Raw genomic sequence first — 20,252 nt, 5'->3', positions numbered from 1 at the left:
ACCACCCAGCGCCCGTAGCTCAGTGGATAGAGCGCTCGCCTCCGGAGCGAGAGGTCGCAGGTTCGAATCCTGCCGGGCGCGCTGGACCGGAACCCCCGCTGGCCGGGGGTTCCGCCGTTTCTGCCGCGGATCGTCGGCGGACGCGCCCCTCGGGCGTGGAAACGCGTTGGAAACGCACGGCGGCCGTGTCGTGGTCCGGGCATGGCGGCCGCGGCGTTCGCCCCGCGGCTCGACGCGGCGGAAGGGACGGCAGGGCGCCAGGTGCGCGGAGCGGCGTCGACCGCGTGCGATTCGTGGCGGATGAGCGCGGGGCGCCAGGGATCCCATGCCAGCGCGCAAGCGCCGTCACCCTCGGAGATGCGCGGACGTCTTGGCCCCGCGTTCGCGCGTGGTGCCCACCGCCGTCACGCCCACGGTCGCGACGCATCGATCCCGACCGCACCCGGTCGGTCGCCCTCACCTGTAGCATGCGGAGCTCGCGCAGCATTCCACATCGTTCGGAGGAGTTCTCATGAATCGGGTTCGACACGCGCGCGCCGCGGCGTTTGCCCTGGGGGCCACCCTCTCCATGGCGGCCCCCACGTTCGCAGCGCAGGCACCAGCGACGTTCACGCCGTTTGAGCGAGCGGCCCTCCCGGCGTTGGCGGCGCCCGCGGCGAACCCGAGCACGCTCCCCAAGCAGATCCGCGAGTTCGGGAAGCGGCCCGGCATGGGCCTCTGGTTGGGTGCCAACTCGCGAGAGGCACGAACCGTCCTGGCCCCCGACGGCACGAATCATCAGAAGTGGTACATCATCCCCGCGCGTGGGAAGATCTGCCTGCTTCGCCTCGGAGCCGCGGGGTGCGTTTCGTTCGCCGCGGCGCTCGAGGGTCGCCTGTACCTGCAGTTCATCAAGCCCTACGGCAACTCGCCGGAGTCGCCGTTGCCACCGGCCGGCGTTCCGATGCCCTCGCGGGTCGTTGGCGTCGCTCCGCGCGGCATCACCGGAGTGACCGCGTCGACCAGGTCCGGCCAGACGATCACGGGCGCCGTGCGCGACGGCATGTTCGCGATCTCCGGCGCCGACATGACGGGGATCGTTCTCACCCGCGATCCGCTGGCGGTCCCGGTCTTCAGCGGCTGAGGGAGATCTGGTGGCGCGCGGCAGCCGCGGCTCCGCGCGACGCCGCGTTCTGGACGTGGACGCTCGACCAGGCGTCCGTGTTGAGGTCCAACCTCCTTGAGGTCGGGTACCGCGGGTGGCATGGTGAAGGACATGGATGCCGACGCCGCCCGTCTGGAAGATCCGCTCGCGCGCCTGGCCGCGGAGTTGGAGCGGCTGTCGGCGGCGCACCTGAAGCTCGGCGAGGCCACGGCGTCGCTGATCCCCCACGCCGAGCCCGAGACGCGCCGAATCCTCGGCGAGGCCGCGAAGGCGTCGCGCGCCGCGGCACGCACGGCGGCCGAGGCGAGCGCGAAGACGCTGGCGCACGGCGACGACGCCCGCTAGCGCCGACGACCAAGCACCGCACGTCACCAAGCGCGGCGCACGGCGAGCAGCGGTAGCGCCCGCGCGGCGCGGCTATGTCGCCGCGCCGTCCCCGTCCCCGTGCTCGTGCACGGACTCGGCGGCTACGCCGGTCGTCACGCGGCCGGGCGCCTGCCAGCGGTCGGCGCGTTCGGTCGGTGAGGTCGGTCGGCCCTCGACGGCCACGCGGACCTTGGCCTGCGCCGCGGTCTGGCGGGGCGGGGGCTCGCCGTCGCCGACGATGCCGAGGCCCTCGACAAGCGTGAAGAACGCGCGGGCGAACGGCGAGTCGTCGGTGCGGGCGCGCACGTCGTCCCAGTCGACCTGCTCGCGAACCGCGCGGGCGATCGCGAGGATGCCCGCGAAGTCGCAGGAGTGCTCGTCGAAGGCGTGGAGCTTCATCACCATCACGTCGTCGATGTGCACGACCGGCAGGTCGAGCGCGGCGACCGGCAGCAGCTCGGCGCGGTCCAGCACCTCGCCGACGCTCGTGATCCCGCGCGGGCCGAAGATCAGGTCGACGAGCGTCTCGGAGCCGTCGTCGGCCGCGTCCCAGGCCTTCAACAACCAGCCCTCGGGCGGGCGCTCCGCGCGCATGCCGGCGGCGACGAGCGCGTCGAGCGCCTGCTCGGCGTCCTCGGGCTTGACCAGGAAGTCGAGGTCGTTGCGCGACTGCGGCGCCCCGCGCGCCCAGCACGCGACGCTGCCCGCCAGCGCGAAGTCCAGCCCCGCGTCGCGCAGCACGGCGGCCGCGGTCTTCAGGCTGCTCTCGATCTCCTCGAACGTGGAACGCACCTCGCCCATGCCCGTTGGACTACCCACACGGAACGTTCCCAGCCACGCCCAGCGGGTACTGCCTCACGCGATGCCCGACGATGCACCGCCGCCCCTGCGGATCGCCGCCGCCGGCGACATGCACTGCCAGCCCTCGCGCGCCGAGGAGGCTCGGGTCGCGTTCGGCGCGCTGGCCGGCGACGCCGACCTGCTGCTGCTGGCCGGCGACCTGACGACCCACGGCCAGCCCGAGCAGGCGCGGGTCCTCGCCGACGCCGTGCGCGACCTCGACATCCCCATCTACTCGGTCTGGGGCAACCACGACTGGCACTGCGACCAGATCGACGCGATCCAGCCGATCCTCGAGGACGCGGGCGTCACGATCCTCGAGCGCGACACCGCGATCGCGTGCGTCAGCGACGTCGAGATCGGCATCGTCGGCCTGAAGGGCTTCGTCGGCGGCTTCCCCGGCTCGCACCTGCCGGACTTCGGCGAGCCGCTGCTGCGGACCGTCTACCGCGAGACGACCAAGGACGTCGAGGCGCTCGACGAGGGCCTGAAGGCCATCGCCCATTGCCCGTTCCGGATCGTGTTGATGCACTACGCGCCGTCGACCTCCACGCTGATCGGCGAGCCCGAGACGATCTGGACGATGCTCGGCAACGACCGCATCGCCGCGCCCATCGCCCAGCACGAGCCCGACATGGTGTTGCACGGCCACGCCCACGCCGGGACCTTCGCGGGCGCGATCGGCGAGGTGCCGGTCTACAACGTCTCGGTCCCCGTGCTCGGCCAGGACTTCTGGGTCTTCGAGCTGAGCGGCCTCGAACGCGCGACCGCGCCGCTGCACTGACGGAGAGCCGATGACCGACGTCCTCGTCGACGAGCCCGAGCCCGACCGCCGCCGCCGCGCCCGCGGGTGGCGCACGCTGTGGGCCATGTCCGCGTCGGAGGTCGCGGTCCTCGTCCTCGCCGGCCTCGTCGTCGGCGGCGGCTCCGTCGCGCTCATGATGGGGATCATCGGCGTCCTCTGCGCGCTCATGGGCGCCTGGCTCTTCCACTCCTGGGCCCGCGTCTAGGGCCTCAGCGCCCCACGGCCGAGCCGACCGGCCGCTGCCGCGTGTGCGCCCGCGCCGCCGCGCTCGCCCCCGGCGCGCAGACCGCCTGGAGGATCTCCAGCGCGCCGGCCGGGTCGGTGCGCATCAGCGCGAACGCCGCCCGCGCGTGCTCGACGTCGTCGAGCGTCACGTCCGGGCGCTCCACGCAGTAGCGCCCCAGCCATCGGACCGCGGCCCGCTCGTAGCGCTCCGGCTCGCGATCGCGCAGCAGGACGCACACCTGCAGCGCGTCGTCGAGCTTGATGACCGGCAGCTCCGCGGCCGCGGCGCGGATGATCATCAGGTTGCCCGTCTTCAGGGCCCGCTTGAAGCGGCTGTACGGCGATCCGGCGTCTCCCATATGCGAACACACGTTCGCATTCGAGACAGCGGCTCGCTACGTCATATCTGTCATGAGAGCCCGGGCAGCTCCTGGGCCACCGTGAGCGCGTCGGCGAACAGGTCGCCCTGGTCGGCGACGCGGGCGAGCACGTCCTCCATGTCGAAGACCAGGTCCTCCGCCCTGCCCCGCGCCGCCGCCGCGTGGACCTCGTCCCAGTCCAGCGGCGTCGACACCGCCGGCCGCTCGCGGGCGCGCGGCGAGTACGCCGACACGGTCGTCTTGTTGACGTCGTTCTGGGACCAGTCGACCAACACCTTGCCCTTGCGCAGCGTCTTGGTCTGGCGCGCCACGACCAGGTCGGGCGCCTCGGCCTCCAGCAGCTCGGCGACGGCCTTGGCGAAGCCCTTGGTCCGCTCGTAGGTCACGCCCGGGACGTTCAGCGGCACGTAGACCTGCATCCCCTTCGCGCCCGACGTCTTGACCACCGACGCCAGCCCGAGGTGCTCGAACATCCCGTGCAGGATCGTCGCGATGTGGGCGCACTCCAGCAGCGCCGCGGGCGCGCCCGGGTCGAGGTCGAACGCGATCATCGTCGGTGCCGACAGCTTCCCGTCCGGCCCCGCGCGGTGCATCGGCGTGTGCAGCTCCAGGTCGGCGAGGTTGCCCAGCCACGCCAGCGTCGGCACGTCCTCGGCCAGCACGTAGTTGATGGTCTTGCCGCGCTCCAGCCGGACCGGCGTCGTGCGCACCCAGTCGGGGCGATGGCCGGGCGCCTGCTTCTCGTAGAAGAACTGGCCCTCGGATCCCGACGGGTAGCGCTTGAGCGTCAGCGGCCGGCCCTGCAGGTGCGCGAGCAGCACCGGCGCCAGCTCGACGTAGTAGTTGATGAGGTCGCCCTTGGTGTGCCCCGACGGCCACAGCGGCTTGTCGAGGTTGGTCAGCCGCACCTCGCGCCCGTCGACCTCCGCGAGCACCGCGGACGACCCCCGCGCCGCCCCGCGCGGCGGCGCCACCGGCTCGCGGACCACGAGCGTCGCGGGCTTGTCGTCGCGCAGGCCCTTGTAGGACGGGGCGCGCAGCACGCCCTCGCGCGTCCACTCGACGAACTCGACCTCGCAGACCAGGGACGGCTCCACCCAACACGCCTCGCGCGGGATCTTGACCGCGGACGGCACGACGTCGAACGGCGACGTGTCGCGCTCCAAGGGCCCCAACAACGCGCCCAGCCGGTCCAGCTCCCGCTCGGTGAAGCCGGTCCCGACGCGGCCCGCGAAGCGCAGCCTGCCGTCCTCGCGCACGCCGACCAGCAGCGCGCCGATCCGCTCGCGGCGCCGCCCCTCCCCCGGCAGCCAGCCGCCGATCACCAGCTCCTGGCGGTTGGTGTTCTTGACCTTGCGCCAGACGCCGCCGCGCCGCCCCGGCTCGTAGCAGGAGTCGACGCGCTTGGCGACGACGCCCTCCAGCCCCTGCTCGCGCGTGGCCTCCAGCAGCTGCGCCCCGCCGCCGACCACGTGCTCGGGGACCTGCCAGCGCTCGCCGTCGGCCAGCAGCGCCCGGAGGATCTCCCGCCGCTCCAGGTACGGGCGATCCATCAGCGACCGCCCGTCCAGCCACAGCAGGTCGAAGGCGATGAACGAGACCGGCTTCTCCTTGGCCAGCCGCCGGACCTGCGCCTCGCGGGTCAGGTGCATCCGGCCCTGCAGCGCCTCGAACGACGGGCGGCCGTCGGCGTCGAAGGCGACGACCTCGCCGTCGAGGATCGCGCGGTGCATCGACAGCGCCCGGTTCATCCGCGCCAGCTCGGGATAGCGCGCGGTGACGTCGTTGCCGTTGCGCGTGACGAACCGCATCCGCCCCGGCTCGCTGAAGACCACCGCGCGGATGCCGTCCCACTTGATCTCGTAGGCCCACTGGTCGTCCTCGCGCGCGGGCGGGACCGGCCCGGCCTTGGCGAGCATCGGCACGAGGTGGTCGGGCATCGGCTCGTGGCCGAGGACCCAGCCGCCGGAGCCGTCGGGCTCGGCCGGCTCGCCCATCCGGTGGATCATCCAGTCCTTGTCGGCGTCCCCACCCGACCCGATCGGGAACAGCGCGTAGCCGCCGGTCACCCGCTCGCCGCGCAGCTGCACCTCGACCTTGTCGTCGGCCCACTTGAGGACCTCGTAGGTCCCGCGATCCCAGATCGTCATCGTCCCTGCGCCGTAGGAGCCCTTCGGGATCTCACCGTGGAACTCCAGGTACTCGAGCGGGTGGTCCTCGGTGTGGGCGGCGAAGCGGTTGTCGCCGGCCGCCCACGGCAGCCCGTTGGGGAGCGCCCACGAGGCCAGCACGCCGTCGTGCTCCAGGCGCAGGTCCCAGTGCAGGCGCGTCGCGCTGTGCTCCTGGATGACGAAGCGCGGCGCGTCGCCGGGAGCGGCCGGAGCCACGCCGTCGCCGGACGGCTCCGGCGTGGCGCTGAAGTCGCGCTTGGCGGCGTACTCGGCGAGATCGGGCGTCGTGTCGCGGCGGGTCACTGCCCGCCGACGCTACCCGCCCGCGACCCGGAGCACCGTCTCGCGCAGCTCGGCGATCGGCGCGTCCTTCTCGACGTAGGCGGCCGCGCCGCCGCGGCGCGCCTCGCCGTACTCGCGCGGATGGCCGCTGAGCACCACGACGCGCACGCCGGGCGCCACCTGCGCCAGCTCGCCGACCGCGTCGCGCTCGGAGTCGAGCAGGTCCAGCAGGACGACGTCCGGCCGCGTCTCGGCGGCCGCGCTGACCGCGCCGTCGACCGAGCCGGCCTCGGCCACGATCTCGATGTCCGCGTCGTCCTCCAGCTCCAGCCGGATGAGCGCGCGGAACGCGGCGGAGTCGTCGCAGTGCAGGACGCGGACCATCAGGTCCGCACCTTACTGCTCCTTGGCCGTTTCTCCTGCGTTATGGGCAGGATTCTTCATCCCTGACGGCTGTAGGTTTCCTCGATGGCCGCGTTCAGCGCCGACCTGCGCGAGGTTCTCGCCGCCCACCTGGACGAGCTGGCCGACGCCGTCCTGGAGCGCTTCGCCGCCGGCGGCGGTCCCGAGGGCGCGCCGGACGCCGCGACGCTGCGCAACCTGCGCGTCGGCGCTCGCGCCGCGGCCGTGTGCTTCGTCGCGCGCCTGGGCGGCGAGCGGGTGCCGGCCGACCTCGACCTCTTCGTCGCCCACGGCCGCGCCCAGCAGGCCGCCGGCCGGACGCTCACCGAGTTGTTGTCGTTCTATCGACTCGGCGGGCTGGCGATGTGGGAGCGGTCGACCGCGCTGATGCCCGAGGGCGCCGACATGCCCGCGAGCGACATCTTCAACTACGGCCGCGCGGTGCTGGAGCTGGTCGACGAGCTGTCGGTCGCCGCCGCCGAGGGCTACGCGGCGCAGGAGGCCGAGGCGCGCCGGCGCGACCGCGCGCTGCGCGAGCGCCTGGTCTCCCTGCTGCTCAGCGATCCGCCCGCCGCGCCGGACGTCCTGCGCGCCGCGGCGGGCGCCGCGGGCTGGGCGCTGCCGGAGGCCGTGCGCGTCGCGGTCGCCGCGCTGCCCGCCGACCCGCTGGCCGCGCCCGCCGGCGCCGCGCCCGAGCGCGTGCTGACGACCACCGTCAGCGACGGTCGCCTCGCGCTCGTGGTCGCCGACGACGCCGAGGCCGAGCGCTGGCTGCGGCGCGCGGTCCGGGCGCTGGGCCTGGAGGCGCCGCTGGCCGTCGGCCCGGCGGTCGCGCCGGAGGCGGCGGCGCGCAGCGCGGCCCGCGCGGCGGCGCTGCTGGACCGCCGCGGCGCGCAGAAGGGCGCGATCCTCCGCGCCGACGACCACGAGATCGAGCTGCTGCTGGGCGCCGCGCCGGACCTCGCCCACGACGTCGCGGCGCGCCGCCTGGCGCCGCTGCGCGCGCTGGACGACGACGGCGCCCGCCGGCGCCTGACCGAGACGCTCGCCGCCTGGCTGGCCGACCCCGGCCGCCCGCAGGCGATGGCCGACCGCCTGGGCCTGCACGTGCAGACGATCCGCTACCGGCTCAAGGCGCTGCGCGAGCTGTTCGGCGACGCCTTGGACGACCCCGACGCGCGCTTCGAGCTGGCGGTCGCGCTGCGGGTCGCGGGCGACTGACGGCCTACACGTCGAGCAGCGGGCGGTTCAGGCCGGCCGTCGCGCCGATCACGAACGCGGTCGCGACCGTGGCCGCGCGCTCGGTCGTCAGCTTCGGATCGTCCTGCAGGCGGCGCGCGCCGTCGACGCAGGCGCCGACGATCATCGCCGCCACCAGGCCGGCGGTCACCGGCTCGTGCTGGTCCAGGCGCTCCATCGCGCCCTCGATCAGCGTCGTGACGCGGTCGGTCACCGTCGCGCGCAGCTCCTCGACCAGCCCGGCGGTCACGTCGCCGTGGGGCTCGGCGAGCAGCAGCCGGAAGCCGTCGGGACGGCGATCGGCGTAGTCGAACCAGCCGTGCACGGCGCGCTCGATCAGCGCGGTCACCGGCTGCCCGGCGGCCTCGCCGTAGGCGGAGAACAGCTGCTCCAGGAAGACGTCGCGCTCGCGCTCGACCGTCGTGCGGTAGAGGTCGGCCTTGGCGCCGAAGCGCGCGTAGAGCGTGGGCTTGGTCGCGCCGCCGCGCTCGGCGATCGCGTCGACGGTCGCGGCCGCGTAGCCGGCCTGCGCGAAGACCGCGGTGGCGGCGTCGAGCAGCTTGTCGTCGCTGTGCTGGGGTCGCCGGCGAGGGCGGGCGGTGTTGACTTTAGCTTTACTCATCCGTAAGACTAGGCTCGCTTCGGGTCAAGCCTACGGGGAGAGGGAATGTCGTACACGAGGTTCGTCGCGGCCGCCGCCGCGACGCTGGCCGCCGCCGTCACGGCCACCGCGGCGAGCGCGGCCACGACGCCGTTCTACGCGATCGACCACCAGGCCATCGAGACGCCCAAGGGCGTCCAGCCGTGGCTGCCGACGTACACCCCCGACGGGCGCGCGATCGTCTTCCAGAGCCAGCTCGACGGCACCACGTGGACGGTCCCCGCGCGCGGCGGCACCGCGACCTGCGTCACCTGCTCGTTCAAGGACCGCCCCGACATCCGCGGCGGGTTCACGTACGCGTTCAACGACAACAAGCGCCTGTTCGTCTCCCACGAGCTGGGCAGCACCGGCGGCGTGGACAGCGGCCAGGACGCCGACGCCTGGATCCTGGAGTGCGCGCCGAGCGTCCGGGCGTGCAAGACCCACAAGTACCTCCCGGTCGACATGTCGGCCGACAAGGGCAGCGACTTCATCGTCCAGCGCCGCACCTGGCACCTGGCGCCCGACGGCGTCCACCTCGCCTGGTCGGAGATCCGCCTGGACGGCACGGTGATGGTCGTCGCCAAGCTCAAGCGCGCCGCGGACCGGTACGTCGCGACCGACCAGCGCGTCGTCAACCCGGCCGGCCCCACCTCGCCGGCCGACACCGACCCGCAGGCCTGGGAGAACGCGTCGCAGTTGTATGAGTTGAAGTCGTTCGCCGACAACGGCCGGTCGATCCTCGCGCTGGCCGAGCGCGGGCTGAACACCGACGTCCTGAAGATCGACCTGGCGACCGGCAGGACCACGCGCTTCACCGGCAACCCGGACTGGGACGAGGACGGCGCGATCTCGCCCGACGGGGCGCTGGACGTCCTGTACTCGTGGCGCACGCGCCACCGCCTCGACGCGCTCGGCACGATCCCGCAGCTGCGCGGCTTCGACGCGATGGGGATGGCCGCGGCCGTCGCGCCGTACTACGTCTCGACCTGGACGGGCTTCCAGTGCGACCTGTCGCCCTGGCTGCTGCCCGGCGGCGGCGACGCCAACGGGACGCTGATCGGCCAGCCGCTCAACACCTATGGGAACGGGCTGACGCCGGGCAACAACCTCTCCGGCCAGCAGTTCTGGAGCCCGGACAGCACGAGCGTCCTGCTGCAGGAGCGCACGACGACCAGGCCGCCCAAGGGCGTCAACGAGCACGTCGCGCAGAAGGGCCTGACGCCGCAGCGCGTGCTCGTCGCGCACATCCGCCGCCCGGCGGCCAAGGCCCGTCGCGCCGCGACGACGGTCGTCGGCGCCTGGGCGCCCGCGCCGACCGCCTACCACGGCACGACGGCGTCCAACCAGACCGTGGTCCTGCCGGGCCGCGGCGGCGGCACCGCGACGCTGAGCTACCAGGGCACGCTCGCCGACGGCGCCTGGTCGACGACCTACGCGGGCTACAGCGAGGACGGCCGCACGTTCCTGGACGGCTCGCTCGGCGCGTCGCGCACCAGCGCGGGCGTGTGGCGGATCGTCGGCACGGTGACCGTGCGCGGCGAGCACACCGGCCGGCTGGCGGCCGACCTGACGATCGGGCCCGCCGACGCGGCGACCGGCCTGCCGACCAAGGCCGGCGGCGTCACCACCACCTACGACGGCAGGACCGCCGCGCCGCTGCCGGCGCTGGCCGCGTGCCCGTCGCGGCTGCCGCGCCGCTCGCCGGTGGCGGTGACCGCGCGCCGTGGCGGCGGTGGGAGCGTCCGCGTGACGGTGACCGCGACGATCGCGGGCGAGCGGCGGCCGGTGGCCGGCGCGACCGTGCGCCTGCGCGGGCGGCGCGCGACGACCGGCGCGGCGGGGACGGCGACGCTGCGGGGCGCCGCGCGCGGCGGCGCGGCGGGCACCGTCACGGTCGACGCGGGCGACACGTTCCGCCCGGGCCGCGCGCGGGTGAGGGGTTAGCCCTCCAGGTCGAGCAGCGCATCGCAGACGCGCATGGACGTCTCGGCGACCCTGGCCGCCAGGGCGTCCATGTCGCGACCCTCGGTCGCGGACACGAACACGCGCCCGTCGCGGGCGACGTTCAGGCCGTCCTCGGCGACGATCCGCTCGGCGAGCGCGTGCCAGCCGCGCGGGCGCCCGGCGATCTTCACCGCGCGGCCGCCGTCGCCGAGGTCGTAGCGGATGCCGCGGCGCTTGACGAGCACCCGGACCGGCTCGCCCGGCACGTAGTCCAGACCCGTGTCGACCGTCTGGCGCTCGGTCATGGCGCGATGCTAGACCGTCTCACGGCACGGCGTGCGCGGACGTCCTACCCACGAATCCCGCCACCACGGTTCGACAGCCATCGAACCCCTGCTACGGTGGTTCGACAAGTTTCGAACGACCCGCTCCTCTCCCCTCCCCATGCTGCTCGCCGACACCGCCGCCACCATCCCCGCCGTCCGGCGCCTGCCCCACACGGCCGCCTTCTGGGCGGTCACCGCCACGCTCGCGTTCCTGCTCTTCGCGTCCAGCGCGCCGTCGCCGCTGTACGTCGTCTACCAGCAGCGGTGGCACTTCTCGCCGCTCACGCTGACCAGCGTCTTCGCGGTCTACGTGCTCGCGCTGCTGGTGGCGCTGGTCTTCGCCGGCTCGCTGTCGGACCGCGTCGGGCGCCGCCCGGTGCTGCTCGGTGCGCTCTCGGTGCAGTTGGTGGCGATGGTCCTGTTCGGCGTCGCGCACGGCGTCGGCATGCTGTTCGCCGCGCGGATCGTCCAGGGCTTCGCGACCGGCGTGGCCACCGGCGCGCTGAGCGCGACGCTGATCGACCTCGCGCCGGAGCGGCGCCCGCACCTCGGCGCGCTGCTCAGCGCGGCGGCGCCGCCGATGGGCCTGGCGCTCGGCGCCCTGGGCTCCGGCCTGTTGGTGCAGTACGGCCCCGACCCCCTGCGGTTGGTCTACTGGCTGCTGGTCGTCGTCTTCGCGCTGGCGATCGCCGTCGTCTACGCGATGCCGGAGACCGTCCGCGCGACGCACGGCTGGACGAGCGCGCTGATGCCGCGGATCGGCGTCCCGCCGGAGGCGCGCACGGCGTTCCTGGCGGTCACGCCGGTGCTGATCGCGACGTGGGCGCTCGGCGGCCTGTACCTGTCGCTCGGGCCGTCGCTGGCGATCGCGCTGCTGCACACGACCAGCCACGTGACCGGCGGCCTGGTCATCGTCGCGCTGACCGCGACCGGCTCGGCGACCGCGATCCTCACCCGCGCCGGCCACCCCGAGCGCGTGCTGCTCGGCGGCGCGGCGATGCTCGCGCTCGGCGTCGGCGTGACGCTGCTGGGGCTCAACACCGAGACCACCGCGCTGTTCTTCCTCGGCAGCGTCGTGGCCGGCGTCGGCTTCGGCGCCGGGTTCTCGGGCGCGTTCAAGACGGTGGTGGCGCTCGCGCCGCCGACCGAGCGCGCGTCGCTGATCGCCGCGATCTACGTGTTGTCCTACCTGGGCTTCGCGCTGCCGGCGGTCGCCGCGGGCGTCGCGGTCAGCCACGCGGGCCTGCTGCCGACGACCAACGTGTACGGGTCGGTCGTGGCCGCGCTCGCGCTGGCCGCGATGGGGCTGACGCTGGCGCGGCGCATCCGCGCCGAGTAGGTTCGTCGACCTATGGCCGACGAGACCACCAAGTACCTGCTCGACGAGTCCCGGATCCCGACGCACTGGGTCAACCTGGTGGCCGACCTGCCGGGCGACCCGCTGCCGCCGCTGTCGCCCGCGACGCTGCAGCCCGCCGGCCCCGCGGACCTCAGCGCGATCTTCCCGGAGGCCCTGATCCTGCAGGAGGTCAGCACCGAGCCGGAGGTCGAGATCCCCGAGCCGGTGCGCGAGGCCTACAAGATCTGGCGCCCGACGCCGCTGATCCGGGCGCGGCGGCTGGAGCGGCTGCTGGGCACGCCGGCGCACATCTACTACAAGTACGAGGGCGTCTCGCCGGCCGGGTCGCACAAGCCCAACAGCGCGATCCCGCAGGCCTATGAGAACGCGCGGGCGGGCGTCAAGAAGCTCGTCACCGAGACCGGCGCCGGGCAGTGGGGCTCGTCGCTGTCGTTCGCGTGCTCGCTGTTCGGCCTGGAATGCGAGGTGTTCATGGTGGGGTCGTCGTACGACCAGAAGCCCTACCGGCGCTCGATGATGCAGACCTGGGGCGGGACCGTGCACCGCTCGCCGTCGAACCTGACCGAGGCGGGCCGCTCGCAGGCCTCGCACCCGACCGGCTCGCTGGGCATCGCGATCTCCGAGGCGGTCGAGGTCGCGGCCTCGTCGGAGGACGCCAACTACGCGCTGGGCTCGGTGCTCTCGCACGTCTGCCTGCACCAGACCGTGATCGGCCAGGAGACGATCGCGCAGATGGAGATGGCCGGCGAGGAGCCCGACGTCGTGATCGGCTGCGTCGGCGGCGGCTCGAACTTCGCGGGGCTGGCGTTCCCGTGGCTGCGGCGCAAGCTGCGCGGCGACGGCAAGTCCGGGATGCGCTTCGTCGGCGCCGAGCCCGCGGCCTGCCCGACGCTGACCGAGGGCGTCTACGCCTATGACTTCGGCGACACGGTCGGGCTGACGCCGCTGATGCCGATGTACACGCTCGGCCACGACTTCGTCCCGCCGCCCGTGCACGCCGGCGGCCTGCGCTACCACGGCGACGCGCCGCTGCTGTGCGCCACGGTCAAGGCCGGCCTGGTCGACGCGGTCGCCGTCCCGCAGAACCCGACGTTCGAGGCCGCGCTGCAGTTCTCGCGCACCGAGGGCATCATCCCCGCGCCCGAGTCCGCCCACGCGATCCGCGCGGCGATCGACGAGGCCCTGGCGGCCCGCGAGGCCGGCGAGGAGCGCGTGATCCTCTTCGGCCTGAGCGGCCACGGCCACTTCGACCTCGCCGCCTACGACGCCTACCTGGCCGGGACGCTGGAGGACCCGCGGTTCGACGCGGCCGACGCGGAGGCGGCGATCGCCCGGTTGCCCTCCGGCACCCCGGCGATCGCTTGAGGTCGGCCGCGGATAGCTCTTACGATGCTCTTCGATGCCGATCGGAGCTGACGCAGGCCTGGACGTCGAACGCGAGCTGGAGGCCCATCGCAGGGCGCTGACGGGCTACTGCTACCGGATGCTCGGGGCCGGGTCGGAGGCCGAGGACGCCGTGCAGGAGACGATGGTCCGGGCCTGGAAGGCGCAGGACAAGCTCCAGGAGCGCGCGGCGCTGAAGGCGTGGCTGTACCGGATCGCGTCCAACGTGTGCTTCGACATGCTCCAGGGGCCGCAGCGCCGCGCGGTGCCGATGGACCTCGGGCCGGCGTCGGCGGCGGACGCGTCGCTCGGCGACCCGCTGGGCGAGCGCGCGTGGGTGCAGCCGATCGCCGACGCGAAGGTGTCGGTCGACGCGGGCGGCGACCCGGCCGAGCGCGCCGCGGACCGCGAGACGCTGCGGCTCGCCTTCGTCGCCGCGCTGCAGCACCTGCCGCCCAAGCAGCGCGCGGTGCTGATCCTGCGCGAGGTGCTGCGCTGGCAGGCGACCGAGGTCGCCGACCTGCTGGACACGTCGGTGGCGTCGGTCAACAGCGCGCTGCAGCGGGCGCGCGCGACGCTGGAGTCGCTGGACCTGGACGAGGCCTCGGGCGCGGTCGCCGTCCAGGACGCCGAGCAGCAGGACCTGCTCCGGCGCTACGTCGCGGCCTTCGAGGCCTATGACATGGGCGAGCTGGTCAAGCTCCTGCAGCGCGACGCGGCGTTCTCGATGCCGCCGTTCCCGCTCTGGATCACCGGGCCCGACGACATCGTGACGTTCATGACCACGACCGGCGCCAAGTGCGAGGGGTCGAAGGTCCTGACGACGGCGGCCAACGGCGGTCCGGCGTTCGCGATCTACAACCCGGCCGACGACGGCGGGTACGACGGCTGGGCGCTCGTCGTGATGGAGACCTCAGACGGGCGGGTCACCGCGCTGCACCACTACATCTTCCCCGAGCTGTTCGCCCAGTTCGGGCTGCCGCGGCGGCTCGAGCCCGAGGACGTCGGCCAGCCCGCATAGGGCCGCCAGCTCGCGCAGCGCGCGCGGCGCGTCGTCGATCCGCAGCGACCAGCCGCGGCGGCGCGCGGCGAGCTGCAGGCGCGCGAGGGCGTCGAGGGAGCGGGCGTCGACGCGGCGCGTGTCGAGCCGACCGAGCGGCAGCTCGGTCGCCTCGTCCACGACCACCACGATGGTGGCCGGCCGATCGCGCGCGCCGTCCATCGAGCGCTGAGACGGCGTGAGCGGGCCGAACTCATCGGCGGGGCGTGGGGTCCGGTGCGGGCTAGGACACGCGCGAGCGGTAGGTGGTCTCGCAGTCGGCGGCGCGGCCGTAGAGCGTGTCCTCCAGGAGCTTGACGAACGGGCGCGCGTCGCTGGGCATCGTGTCGTCGGTGAACGACGTGTCGTGGCGGCCGGCGACGAGCGTGTAGCGGGCGGGGCCGTTGGCGTAGATCGAGACGTACTCGCGCTCGGGCGCGCGGTGCCGGGGGCCGAGCGGGAGGCCGTCGAGGTGGCGGCGCAGCTTCGAGAGGACGCCGGCGCGCAGCGTGCACTCGCGGATCCGCTCGCCGCCTCCGCCGTAGGCCTGGACGATCACGGCCGAGCCGTCGGAGCCGTACTTGAGCAGGTCGTGGGCGCCGGGCTCGGGGCCGGTGCGCTGGAGGCGCAGCAGCTCGCGGCCGGTGACCGCGGGGTCGAGGTCGACGACGAGATGGGCGGTGGTGGTGGTCGTCGGCGGCGCGGGCGTGGGTGTGGGCGCCGCGGTCGCGCGGGGGTGGGTGGCGTCTCCCCCGCATCCCGCCAGCGCCAGCGCCGCCGTGGCCACCAGCGCGGGCGTCGCCGCCCACCGTCCCGTTGCATTTGCCATGAATGTAGTCTTCCAGACCCCACCGCCCATGGCCGGCGCTCCCGATCCCCGTCTCGTCAACCGCCTCGGCGCCGCCGCGCTGCTGATCGACGACGCCGTGCGCCGTCGCACGGCCGACGTGGCCGTCGACGCCGAGGCGCTCACCGCGCTGGTCAACTTCGGCCACGGGCGGCGGATCGAGGAGCTGCGCGCCGCCCTGTCGCTGTCGCAACCGGGCGGCGCGCACCTCGTCACGCGCCTGGAGCGCGCGGGCCTGGCGGTCCGCGCGCCGGATCCGAGCGACGGGCGCGGCACGCTCGTCCGGCTCACGCCGCGCGGGCGGGCGGCGGCGCGGCGCGCGATCGCCGCGCGCGAGGACGCGATCCGCGCGGTCGTCGGCCCGTTGGACGCCGCGGAGCAGGAGGTCCTGCTGCGCGTGCTCGACGGGCTGCTGGCCCGGGCGTCGGCGTCCCGTCGGGACGCGCGGCGGGTGTGCCGGCAGTGCGACGGCGCCGCGTGCGGCCATCCCGGCGACTGCCCGGTCACGCGGGCCGCCGACGCGGTCGACGGGCCGTTTGACCGCTGACGCAGATCCACAGCCGAACTGTCTGTCGGGCTCATGACACCCGCAAACGCGGGGTTGAGTTCGATTGGTAACGAACTTCGGCCTCCGACGCGCTATGTCTAGGAGTCATGGCCCGCTTCTCCCATCAGCCGGCCGCCGTCTGGGCGGTCCTCCTCGCGTGCGTCGTCGCCTTCATGGGCATCGGGCTCGTCGATCCGATCCTGCCGATCATCGCCGACGGCCTCCACGCGAGCCCGAGCCAGGTGGAGCTGCTGTTCACCTCGTACTTCGCGATCATCGGCGTGTCGAACCTCGCGGCGGGCTGGGTCTCGTCGCGGATCGGCGCCAAGAACACCATGTTGCTGGGCCTGGCGCTGGTGATCGTCTGCAGCGCCGCGGCGGGCGCGTCGTCGAGCGTCGGCACGGTCGTGGCGTTCCGCGCCGGCTGGGGCCTGGGCATCGCGCTGTTCGTGTCGACGTCGATGTCGACGATCGTCGGGAGCGCCCGCGGCGGCGTCGCGACCGCGGTGATCCTGTTCGAGTCCGCGCTGGGCATCGGCATCGCCTCCGGCCCGCTGGTCGGCGGCCTGCTCGGCGGCATCGGCTGGCGGATCCCGTTCTTCGGCGTCGCGGTGCTGATGGCGCTGTCGTTCGTCAGCGTCGCGACGGGCGTCGGCAGGACCGCTCCGGCGGCGCGGTCGGAGCGGATCTCGCTGGGCGCGCCGCTGCGCGCGCTGGCCGAGCGCCGCCTGCTCGCCGGCGCCGTGATCGCGCTCCTCTACAACTTCGGCTTCTTCATGCTCCTGGCCTACACGCCGCTGCCGCTGGACCTCGGCGTCCACGAGCTCGGCGCGGTCTTCTTCGGCTGGGGCGTGCTGGTGGCCCTGGGCGCGATCTTCTGCGCGCCCGCGCTGACCGCGCGCCTGCCGCTGCTGCCGCTCCTGGCCGCCGCCTTCGCGATGCTCGCGGTCGACCTGCTGATCATCGGCCTCGGCATCCACGACAAGGGCGTCATGATCGTGGCGATCATCGCCTCCGGCCTGGTGCTGGGCATCGCCAACGCGGTGCTGTCGAACCTGTTGTTGGGGCTGTCGAGTGCCGACACCTCGATCGCCGCGTCGGGCACGAACTTCGTGCGCTTCGCCGGCGGCGCGATCGCGCCGTTCCTGGCCGGGAAGCTGTCGGAGCACGTCAGCGCCGAGGCGCCGCTCTACGTCGGCGCCGCCTCGGTGGCGATCGGCGTGGTGCTGATCGGGGCCTGCGCGCCGCTGCTGTCGGGCGCGCGCGCCGTGCGGCCGACCGAGGACGCGGAGACCGCGGAGGCGTGGGAGCTGGAGCTGGTGGGCTGACCCACCCGGCCCGTGTCGTCTCGCGGTGACATGGTCACCACGAGACGACATGCGTTCCGTGGCCGCGGCCTAGCCGCCGGCGACGGCCGGCAGCACCTGGATCTCGCCGCCGTCCTTGACCGGCGTCGCGAGGCCGTCGCCGAAGCGGACGTCCTCGCCGTCGACGTAGACGTTGACGAAGCGGCGCAGGCCGCCGTCGCCGTCGGAGAGCGAGTCCTTCAGCTCGGGGTGCTGGGCGTAGAGCGACTCGAGCGCGGCGCCGACCGTCTCCCCCGCGACCTCGATCTTCGACGCGCCGCCCGCGGCGGCGCGCAGCTGCGTCGGGAGCTTCACCGTGACGGCCATCAGGCGGCCGCTCCGGACAGGACGGAGTCCTCGAAGGCCGAGAACTTCGGCTCGATCTCGTGGGCCTCGAACGTGCCGCGGACCGCGTCCAGCGTCTTCAGGCCCTCGCCGGTGATGACGATCACGACGCGCTCCTCGGGGTCGATGTCGCCGCGGGCGGCGAGCTTGGCGAGCGTCGCGGTGGTCACGCCGCCGGCGGTCTCGGTGAAGATGCCGGTCGTCTCGGCCAGCAGGCGGATGCCCGCCTTGATCTCGTCGTCGGTGACGCTGTCCACGCCGCCGCCGGACCTGTTGGCCAGCTCGACCGCGTAGGGGCCGTCGGCCGGGTTGCCGATGGCCAGCGACTTGGCGATCGTGTTCGGCTTGACCGGGCGGCAGAAGTCCTGGCCGTCCCGGAATGCCGTGGCCACGGGCGAGCAGCCGTCGGCCTGGGCGCCGTTGAACACCGGGGTCTGACCGCTGAGCAGGCCGGCCTCGATCCACTCGTCGAAGCCCCGGGCGATCTTCGTGAACAGCGACCCCGAGGCGATCGGGGCGACGATCCGGTCGGGCAGCTCGAAGTTCAGCTGCTCGGCGATCTCGAAGGCCAGCGTCTTCGAGCCCTCGGCGTAGTAGGGGCGCATGTTGATGTTCACGAACGCCCACTCGTGCTCGGCGGAGAGCTCGGTGCACAGGCGGTTGACGTCGTCGTAGTTGCCCCGGACGGCCACCAGGTTGGTGCCGTAGATGCCGGTGGCGAGGATCTTCTGCTCCTCGAGGTCGTGCGGGATGAACACGTAGGACTCGAGGCCGACCGCGGCGGCGTGGGCGGCGACGGCGTTGGCCAGGTTGCCCGTCGAGGCGCAGGCGATCGTCTGAAAGCCGAGCTCCCGGGCGCGGGCCAGGGCGATCGAGACGACCCGATCCTTGAAGGAATGGGTGGGGTTGGCGGCGTCGTTCTTGATCCACAGCTCGCCGAGGCCGAGCTGCTCGGCCAGGCGGTCGGCTCTCAGCAGCGGGGTGAAGCCGGCCTGGAGGGCCTGCTTGGGCGGGGCCACGGGGAGGAAGTCGCTGTAGCGCCACAGCGAGTAGGGGCCGGCCTGGATACGGCGCTTGAGGCTGTCCGGGTCGGCGTCGGCGCGCGAGGCGTAGGCCACTTCAAGGGGACCGAAGCACTGCTCGCAGACGTAGCGCGCGTCGAGCGGGTACTCGGTCCTACATTCCTTGCACCGGAGCGATTCTGGCGGCATATGAAAAAACCTCCGCCGGGATTTAGTGGTCGGAGGTCATGGGTAACCGCCCTTTCCACATCTCCCAGGCTTGTCGTTGGAGCCTGATGGAATTGGCACCTTTCCCTTGCGGGAGGTTGCCGGGGCTTCGTAGGGCCAGTCCCTCCACCCCTCTGGATGCGTACTGCTATGTGGGCCGGAGTATACCCGCCCGGGGGGCATCTCCCACGTCCGTTGCCCACCGCCCGTTAAGCTCTCGCCCACATGAGCACAGCGGCCACGGATCCGGAGCTGCGCTTGGAGACTCGGTTTGGCTTGGAGGCAGGCGCGCCGAGCCGGCGCATGCTGGTGATCGTCAACCCCTACGCCACCACCGTCTCCGACCGCCTGAAGAACCTCGTCGTGTACGCGCTGCGGGGCAGCTACCAGGTCGACGCGATCGACACCGAACGCCGCGAGCACGCCACCGACCTGTGCCGCGAGGCCGCCCGGGAGGGCTATGACGTGGTGGTGGCCTTCGGGGGTGATGGGACCGTCAACGAGGCCGCCAACGGGCTGGCCGGCTCGGGCACGGCGCTCACCTGCCTGCCGGGCGGGCGGACCAACGTGTACTGCCGGATCCTGGGGATTCCCGTCGATGTCGTCGACGCCACCGAGCATCTGCTGCGCCTGGCCGACGACTGGCGCCCGCGGCCGGTGGATCTGGGCCTGGCCGGCTCGCGCTACTTCACCTTCTCGGCCGGAGTCGGGCTGGACGCCAGCGTGGTGCAGAAGGTCGACGCGCATCCGCGGCTGAAGGCGCGGCTGGGTGAGTACTACTACGCGTGGGTGGCCACCCGGACGCTGAACGGACGCTATCTGCGCCGACCGCCGCACCTGGAGGCGGAGCTGGGAGACGAGCGCGTGCAGGGCGTGACCGCGCTGATCCAGAACGCCAATCCGTACACCTACTTCGGCAGCCGGCCGATCGAGGCCCAGACGGGCGCGACACTGGAGAGCGGCGATCTGGCCGGGGTGATCATGAAGCGGGCGCTTCCGGTCGACATCCCGGGCGTGACCTTCCGGGCGCTGTCGCGGCGCTTCGCGGTCTCGCGCCACCGCCAGATGCACTCGTTCACCGGCCTGAGCGCGCTGCGCGTGCACTCGACCGACGGGCGGCCACTGCCCGTCCAGGTGGACGGCGACTACATCGGCGAGATGGCGGAGATCGAGTTCTCGGTGCGCCGTCACGGGCTGCTGGTGGTGGGCTAGACCGTGGCCGGCCGGCCGCGGGTCGGCGGGCGCGTGGGTCGCAGGGGTCGCGTGGGTCGCAGGGGTCGCGTGGGTCGCGTGGGTCGCGGGGGTCGCGGGGTTCTGGCCGGGGCGGCAGCGCTCGTGGGTGTGGGCGCGGCCGCGCTGCTGCCCGGGCTGAGCGGCGCGCATCCGCTG

The 20,252-nt window shown here is 73.5% G+C and carries 22 protein-coding genes, 1 tRNA gene and 1 riboswitch; of the genes, 13 read left to right on the top strand and 10 right to left on the bottom strand.

Going from position 1 to position 20,252, the window contains the following annotated elements; genetic code table 11:
* Positions 1 to 8 precede the first annotated feature (8 nt).
* The 3 genes from VFG42_RS00115 (at position 9) to VFG42_RS00105 (ending at position 1,489) form a co-directional block, all read left to right on the top strand.
* Positions 9 to 81 (top strand) — tRNA-Arg (locus VFG42_RS00115).
* Between the two features lie 487 nt (positions 82 to 568).
* Positions 569 to 1,123 (top strand): hypothetical protein, encoded by a 555-nt coding sequence (locus tag VFG42_RS00110; RefSeq protein ID WP_324903935.1) that lies wholly within the window; start codon positions 569 to 571, stop codon positions 1,121 to 1,123.
* Positions 1,124 to 1,255: 132 nt separating this feature from the next.
* The gene (locus tag VFG42_RS00105) at positions 1,256 to 1,489 is read left to right on the top strand and encodes a hypothetical protein (RefSeq protein ID WP_324903933.1); all 234 of its coding nucleotides are present in this window, start codon (positions 1,256 to 1,258) and stop codon (positions 1,487 to 1,489) included.
* Positions 1,490 to 1,561: 72 nt separating this feature from the next.
* Here VFG42_RS00105 and VFG42_RS00100 read toward each other — a convergent pair whose 3' ends face one another.
* The gene (locus VFG42_RS00100) at positions 1,562 to 2,311 is read right to left on the bottom strand and encodes a hypothetical protein (protein ID WP_324903931.1); all 750 of its coding nucleotides are present in this window, start codon (positions 2,309 to 2,311) and stop codon (positions 1,562 to 1,564) included.
* A gap of 61 nt (positions 2,312 to 2,372) precedes the next feature.
* Here VFG42_RS00100 and VFG42_RS00095 point away from each other — a divergent pair, with 61 nt between their 5' ends.
* Together VFG42_RS00095 and VFG42_RS00090 are read left to right on the top strand one after the other, a co-directional pair.
* Positions 2,373 to 3,134, top strand: a complete 762-nt coding sequence (locus VFG42_RS00095) for a metallophosphoesterase family protein (RefSeq protein WP_324903929.1) — start codon at positions 2,373 to 2,375, stop codon at positions 3,132 to 3,134.
* Positions 3,135 to 3,144: 10 nt separating this feature from the next.
* Entirely contained in the window at positions 3,145 to 3,360 is a 216-nt protein-coding gene (locus VFG42_RS00090; RefSeq protein ID WP_324903927.1) for a hypothetical protein, read from the top strand.
* Positions 3,361 to 3,364: 4 nt separating this feature from the next.
* Here the strand turns inward: VFG42_RS00090 and VFG42_RS00085 are convergent, their stop codons facing one another.
* The 3 genes from VFG42_RS00085 to VFG42_RS00075 are packed head-to-tail and all read right to left on the bottom strand — an operon-like array spanning position 3,365 to position 6,597.
* A complete protein-coding gene (locus VFG42_RS00085) occupies positions 3,365 to 3,739 on the bottom strand; it encodes a hypothetical protein (RefSeq protein ID WP_324903925.1) in 375 nt (124 codons plus the stop codon).
* A 50-nt stretch (positions 3,740 to 3,789) separates the two neighbouring features.
* Entirely contained in the window at positions 3,790 to 6,234 is a 2,445-nt protein-coding gene (gene ligD / locus VFG42_RS00080) for a DNA ligase D (protein WP_324903923.1), read from the bottom strand.
* A gap of 12 nt (positions 6,235 to 6,246) precedes the next feature.
* On the bottom strand, positions 6,247 to 6,597 hold the full coding sequence (locus tag VFG42_RS00075) for a response regulator transcription factor (RefSeq protein WP_324903921.1): 351 nt from the start codon (positions 6,595 to 6,597) through the stop codon (positions 6,247 to 6,249).
* A gap of 84 nt (positions 6,598 to 6,681) precedes the next feature.
* On the opposite strand from VFG42_RS00075, the gene VFG42_RS00070 reads away from it, so the two are divergent.
* Entirely contained in the window at positions 6,682 to 7,836 is a 1,155-nt protein-coding gene (locus VFG42_RS00070; RefSeq protein WP_324903919.1) for a helix-turn-helix domain-containing protein, read from the top strand.
* A gap of 4 nt (positions 7,837 to 7,840) precedes the next feature.
* Here the strand turns inward: VFG42_RS00070 and VFG42_RS00065 are convergent, their stop codons facing one another.
* On the bottom strand, positions 7,841 to 8,476 hold the full coding sequence (locus VFG42_RS00065; protein WP_324903916.1) for a TetR/AcrR family transcriptional regulator: 636 nt from the start codon (positions 8,474 to 8,476) through the stop codon (positions 7,841 to 7,843).
* Positions 8,477 to 8,521: 45 nt separating this feature from the next.
* On the opposite strand from VFG42_RS00065, the gene VFG42_RS00060 reads away from it, so the two are divergent.
* A complete protein-coding gene (locus VFG42_RS00060) occupies positions 8,522 to 10,441 on the top strand; it encodes a hypothetical protein (RefSeq protein WP_324903914.1) in 1,920 nt (639 codons plus the stop codon).
* Here the strand turns inward: VFG42_RS00060 and VFG42_RS00055 are convergent.
* Positions 10,438 to 10,746 (bottom strand): hypothetical protein, encoded by a 309-nt coding sequence (locus VFG42_RS00055; RefSeq protein WP_324903912.1) that lies wholly within the window; start codon positions 10,744 to 10,746, stop codon positions 10,438 to 10,440. The two genes, VFG42_RS00060 and VFG42_RS00055, sit on opposite strands and share 4 nt — an antisense overlap.
* Before the next feature lie 139 nt (positions 10,747 to 10,885).
* Between VFG42_RS00055 and VFG42_RS00050 the strand changes: the two genes are divergently transcribed.
* The 3 genes from VFG42_RS00050 to VFG42_RS00040 are packed head-to-tail and all read left to right on the top strand — an operon-like array spanning position 10,886 to position 14,531.
* The gene (locus tag VFG42_RS00050) at positions 10,886 to 12,106 is read left to right on the top strand and encodes an MFS transporter (RefSeq protein WP_324903910.1); all 1,221 of its coding nucleotides are present in this window, start codon (positions 10,886 to 10,888) and stop codon (positions 12,104 to 12,106) included.
* A gap of 12 nt (positions 12,107 to 12,118) precedes the next feature.
* Entirely contained in the window at positions 12,119 to 13,492 is a 1,374-nt protein-coding gene (locus VFG42_RS00045) for a TrpB-like pyridoxal phosphate-dependent enzyme (RefSeq protein ID WP_324903908.1), read from the top strand.
* Positions 13,493 to 13,526: 34 nt separating this feature from the next.
* Complete coding sequence (locus tag VFG42_RS00040) at positions 13,527 to 14,531, top strand: sigma-70 family RNA polymerase sigma factor (protein WP_324903906.1); 1,005 nt, start codon at positions 13,527 to 13,529, stop codon at positions 14,529 to 14,531.
* On the opposite strand, the gene VFG42_RS00035 is transcribed toward VFG42_RS00040, so the two are convergent.
* Together VFG42_RS00035 and VFG42_RS00030 are read right to left on the bottom strand one after the other, a co-directional pair.
* On the bottom strand, positions 14,424 to 14,732 hold the full coding sequence (locus VFG42_RS00035; RefSeq protein ID WP_324903903.1) for an STAS domain-containing protein: 309 nt from the start codon (positions 14,730 to 14,732) through the stop codon (positions 14,424 to 14,426). The two genes, VFG42_RS00040 and VFG42_RS00035, sit on opposite strands and share 108 nt — an antisense overlap.
* 61 nt (positions 14,733 to 14,793) lie before the next feature.
* Positions 14,794 to 15,378 (bottom strand): hypothetical protein, encoded by a 585-nt coding sequence (locus VFG42_RS00030; protein ID WP_324903901.1) that lies wholly within the window; start codon positions 15,376 to 15,378, stop codon positions 14,794 to 14,796.
* A gap of 28 nt (positions 15,379 to 15,406) precedes the next feature.
* Between VFG42_RS00030 and VFG42_RS00025 the strand changes: the two genes are divergently transcribed.
* On the top strand, positions 15,407 to 15,943 hold the full coding sequence (locus VFG42_RS00025) for a MarR family winged helix-turn-helix transcriptional regulator (RefSeq protein ID WP_324903899.1): 537 nt from the start codon (positions 15,407 to 15,409) through the stop codon (positions 15,941 to 15,943).
* A 107-nt stretch (positions 15,944 to 16,050) separates the two neighbouring features.
* Positions 16,051 to 17,271 (top strand): MFS transporter, encoded by a 1,221-nt coding sequence (locus VFG42_RS00020; protein WP_324903897.1) that lies wholly within the window; start codon positions 16,051 to 16,053, stop codon positions 17,269 to 17,271.
* 69 nt (positions 17,272 to 17,340) lie between these two features.
* On the opposite strand, the gene VFG42_RS00015 is transcribed toward VFG42_RS00020, so the two are convergent.
* On the bottom strand, positions 17,341 to 17,616 hold the full coding sequence (locus tag VFG42_RS00015) for a ubiquitin-like small modifier protein 1 (RefSeq protein ID WP_324903895.1): 276 nt from the start codon (positions 17,614 to 17,616) through the stop codon (positions 17,341 to 17,343).
* Positions 17,616 to 18,845: a threonine synthase gene (thrC, locus tag VFG42_RS00010; RefSeq protein ID WP_324903893.1), complete on the bottom strand. Its 1,230-nt coding sequence runs from the start codon at positions 18,843 to 18,845 to the stop codon at positions 17,616 to 17,618. The genes VFG42_RS00015 and thrC overlap by 1 nt, the downstream gene beginning before the upstream one ends.
* A gap of 54 nt (positions 18,846 to 18,899) precedes the next feature.
* Positions 18,900 to 19,008, bottom strand: a riboswitch (SAM riboswitch).
* 80 nt (positions 19,009 to 19,088) lie between these two features.
* On the opposite strand from thrC, the gene VFG42_RS00005 reads away from it, so the two are divergent.
* Positions 19,089 to 20,075, top strand: a complete 987-nt coding sequence (locus VFG42_RS00005; RefSeq protein WP_324903891.1) for a diacylglycerol/lipid kinase family protein — start codon at positions 19,089 to 19,091, stop codon at positions 20,073 to 20,075.
* The last annotated feature ends 177 nt before the right edge of the window (positions 20,076 to 20,252 follow it).

Origin of the sequence: Baekduia sp. (genome assembly GCF_035685985.1) — a bacterium.
In the GTDB taxonomy this organism is placed as follows: Bacteria; Actinomycetota; Thermoleophilia; order Solirubrobacterales; family Solirubrobacteraceae; genus Baekduia.
This window is presented reverse-complemented; position numbering and strand designations above follow the sequence as displayed.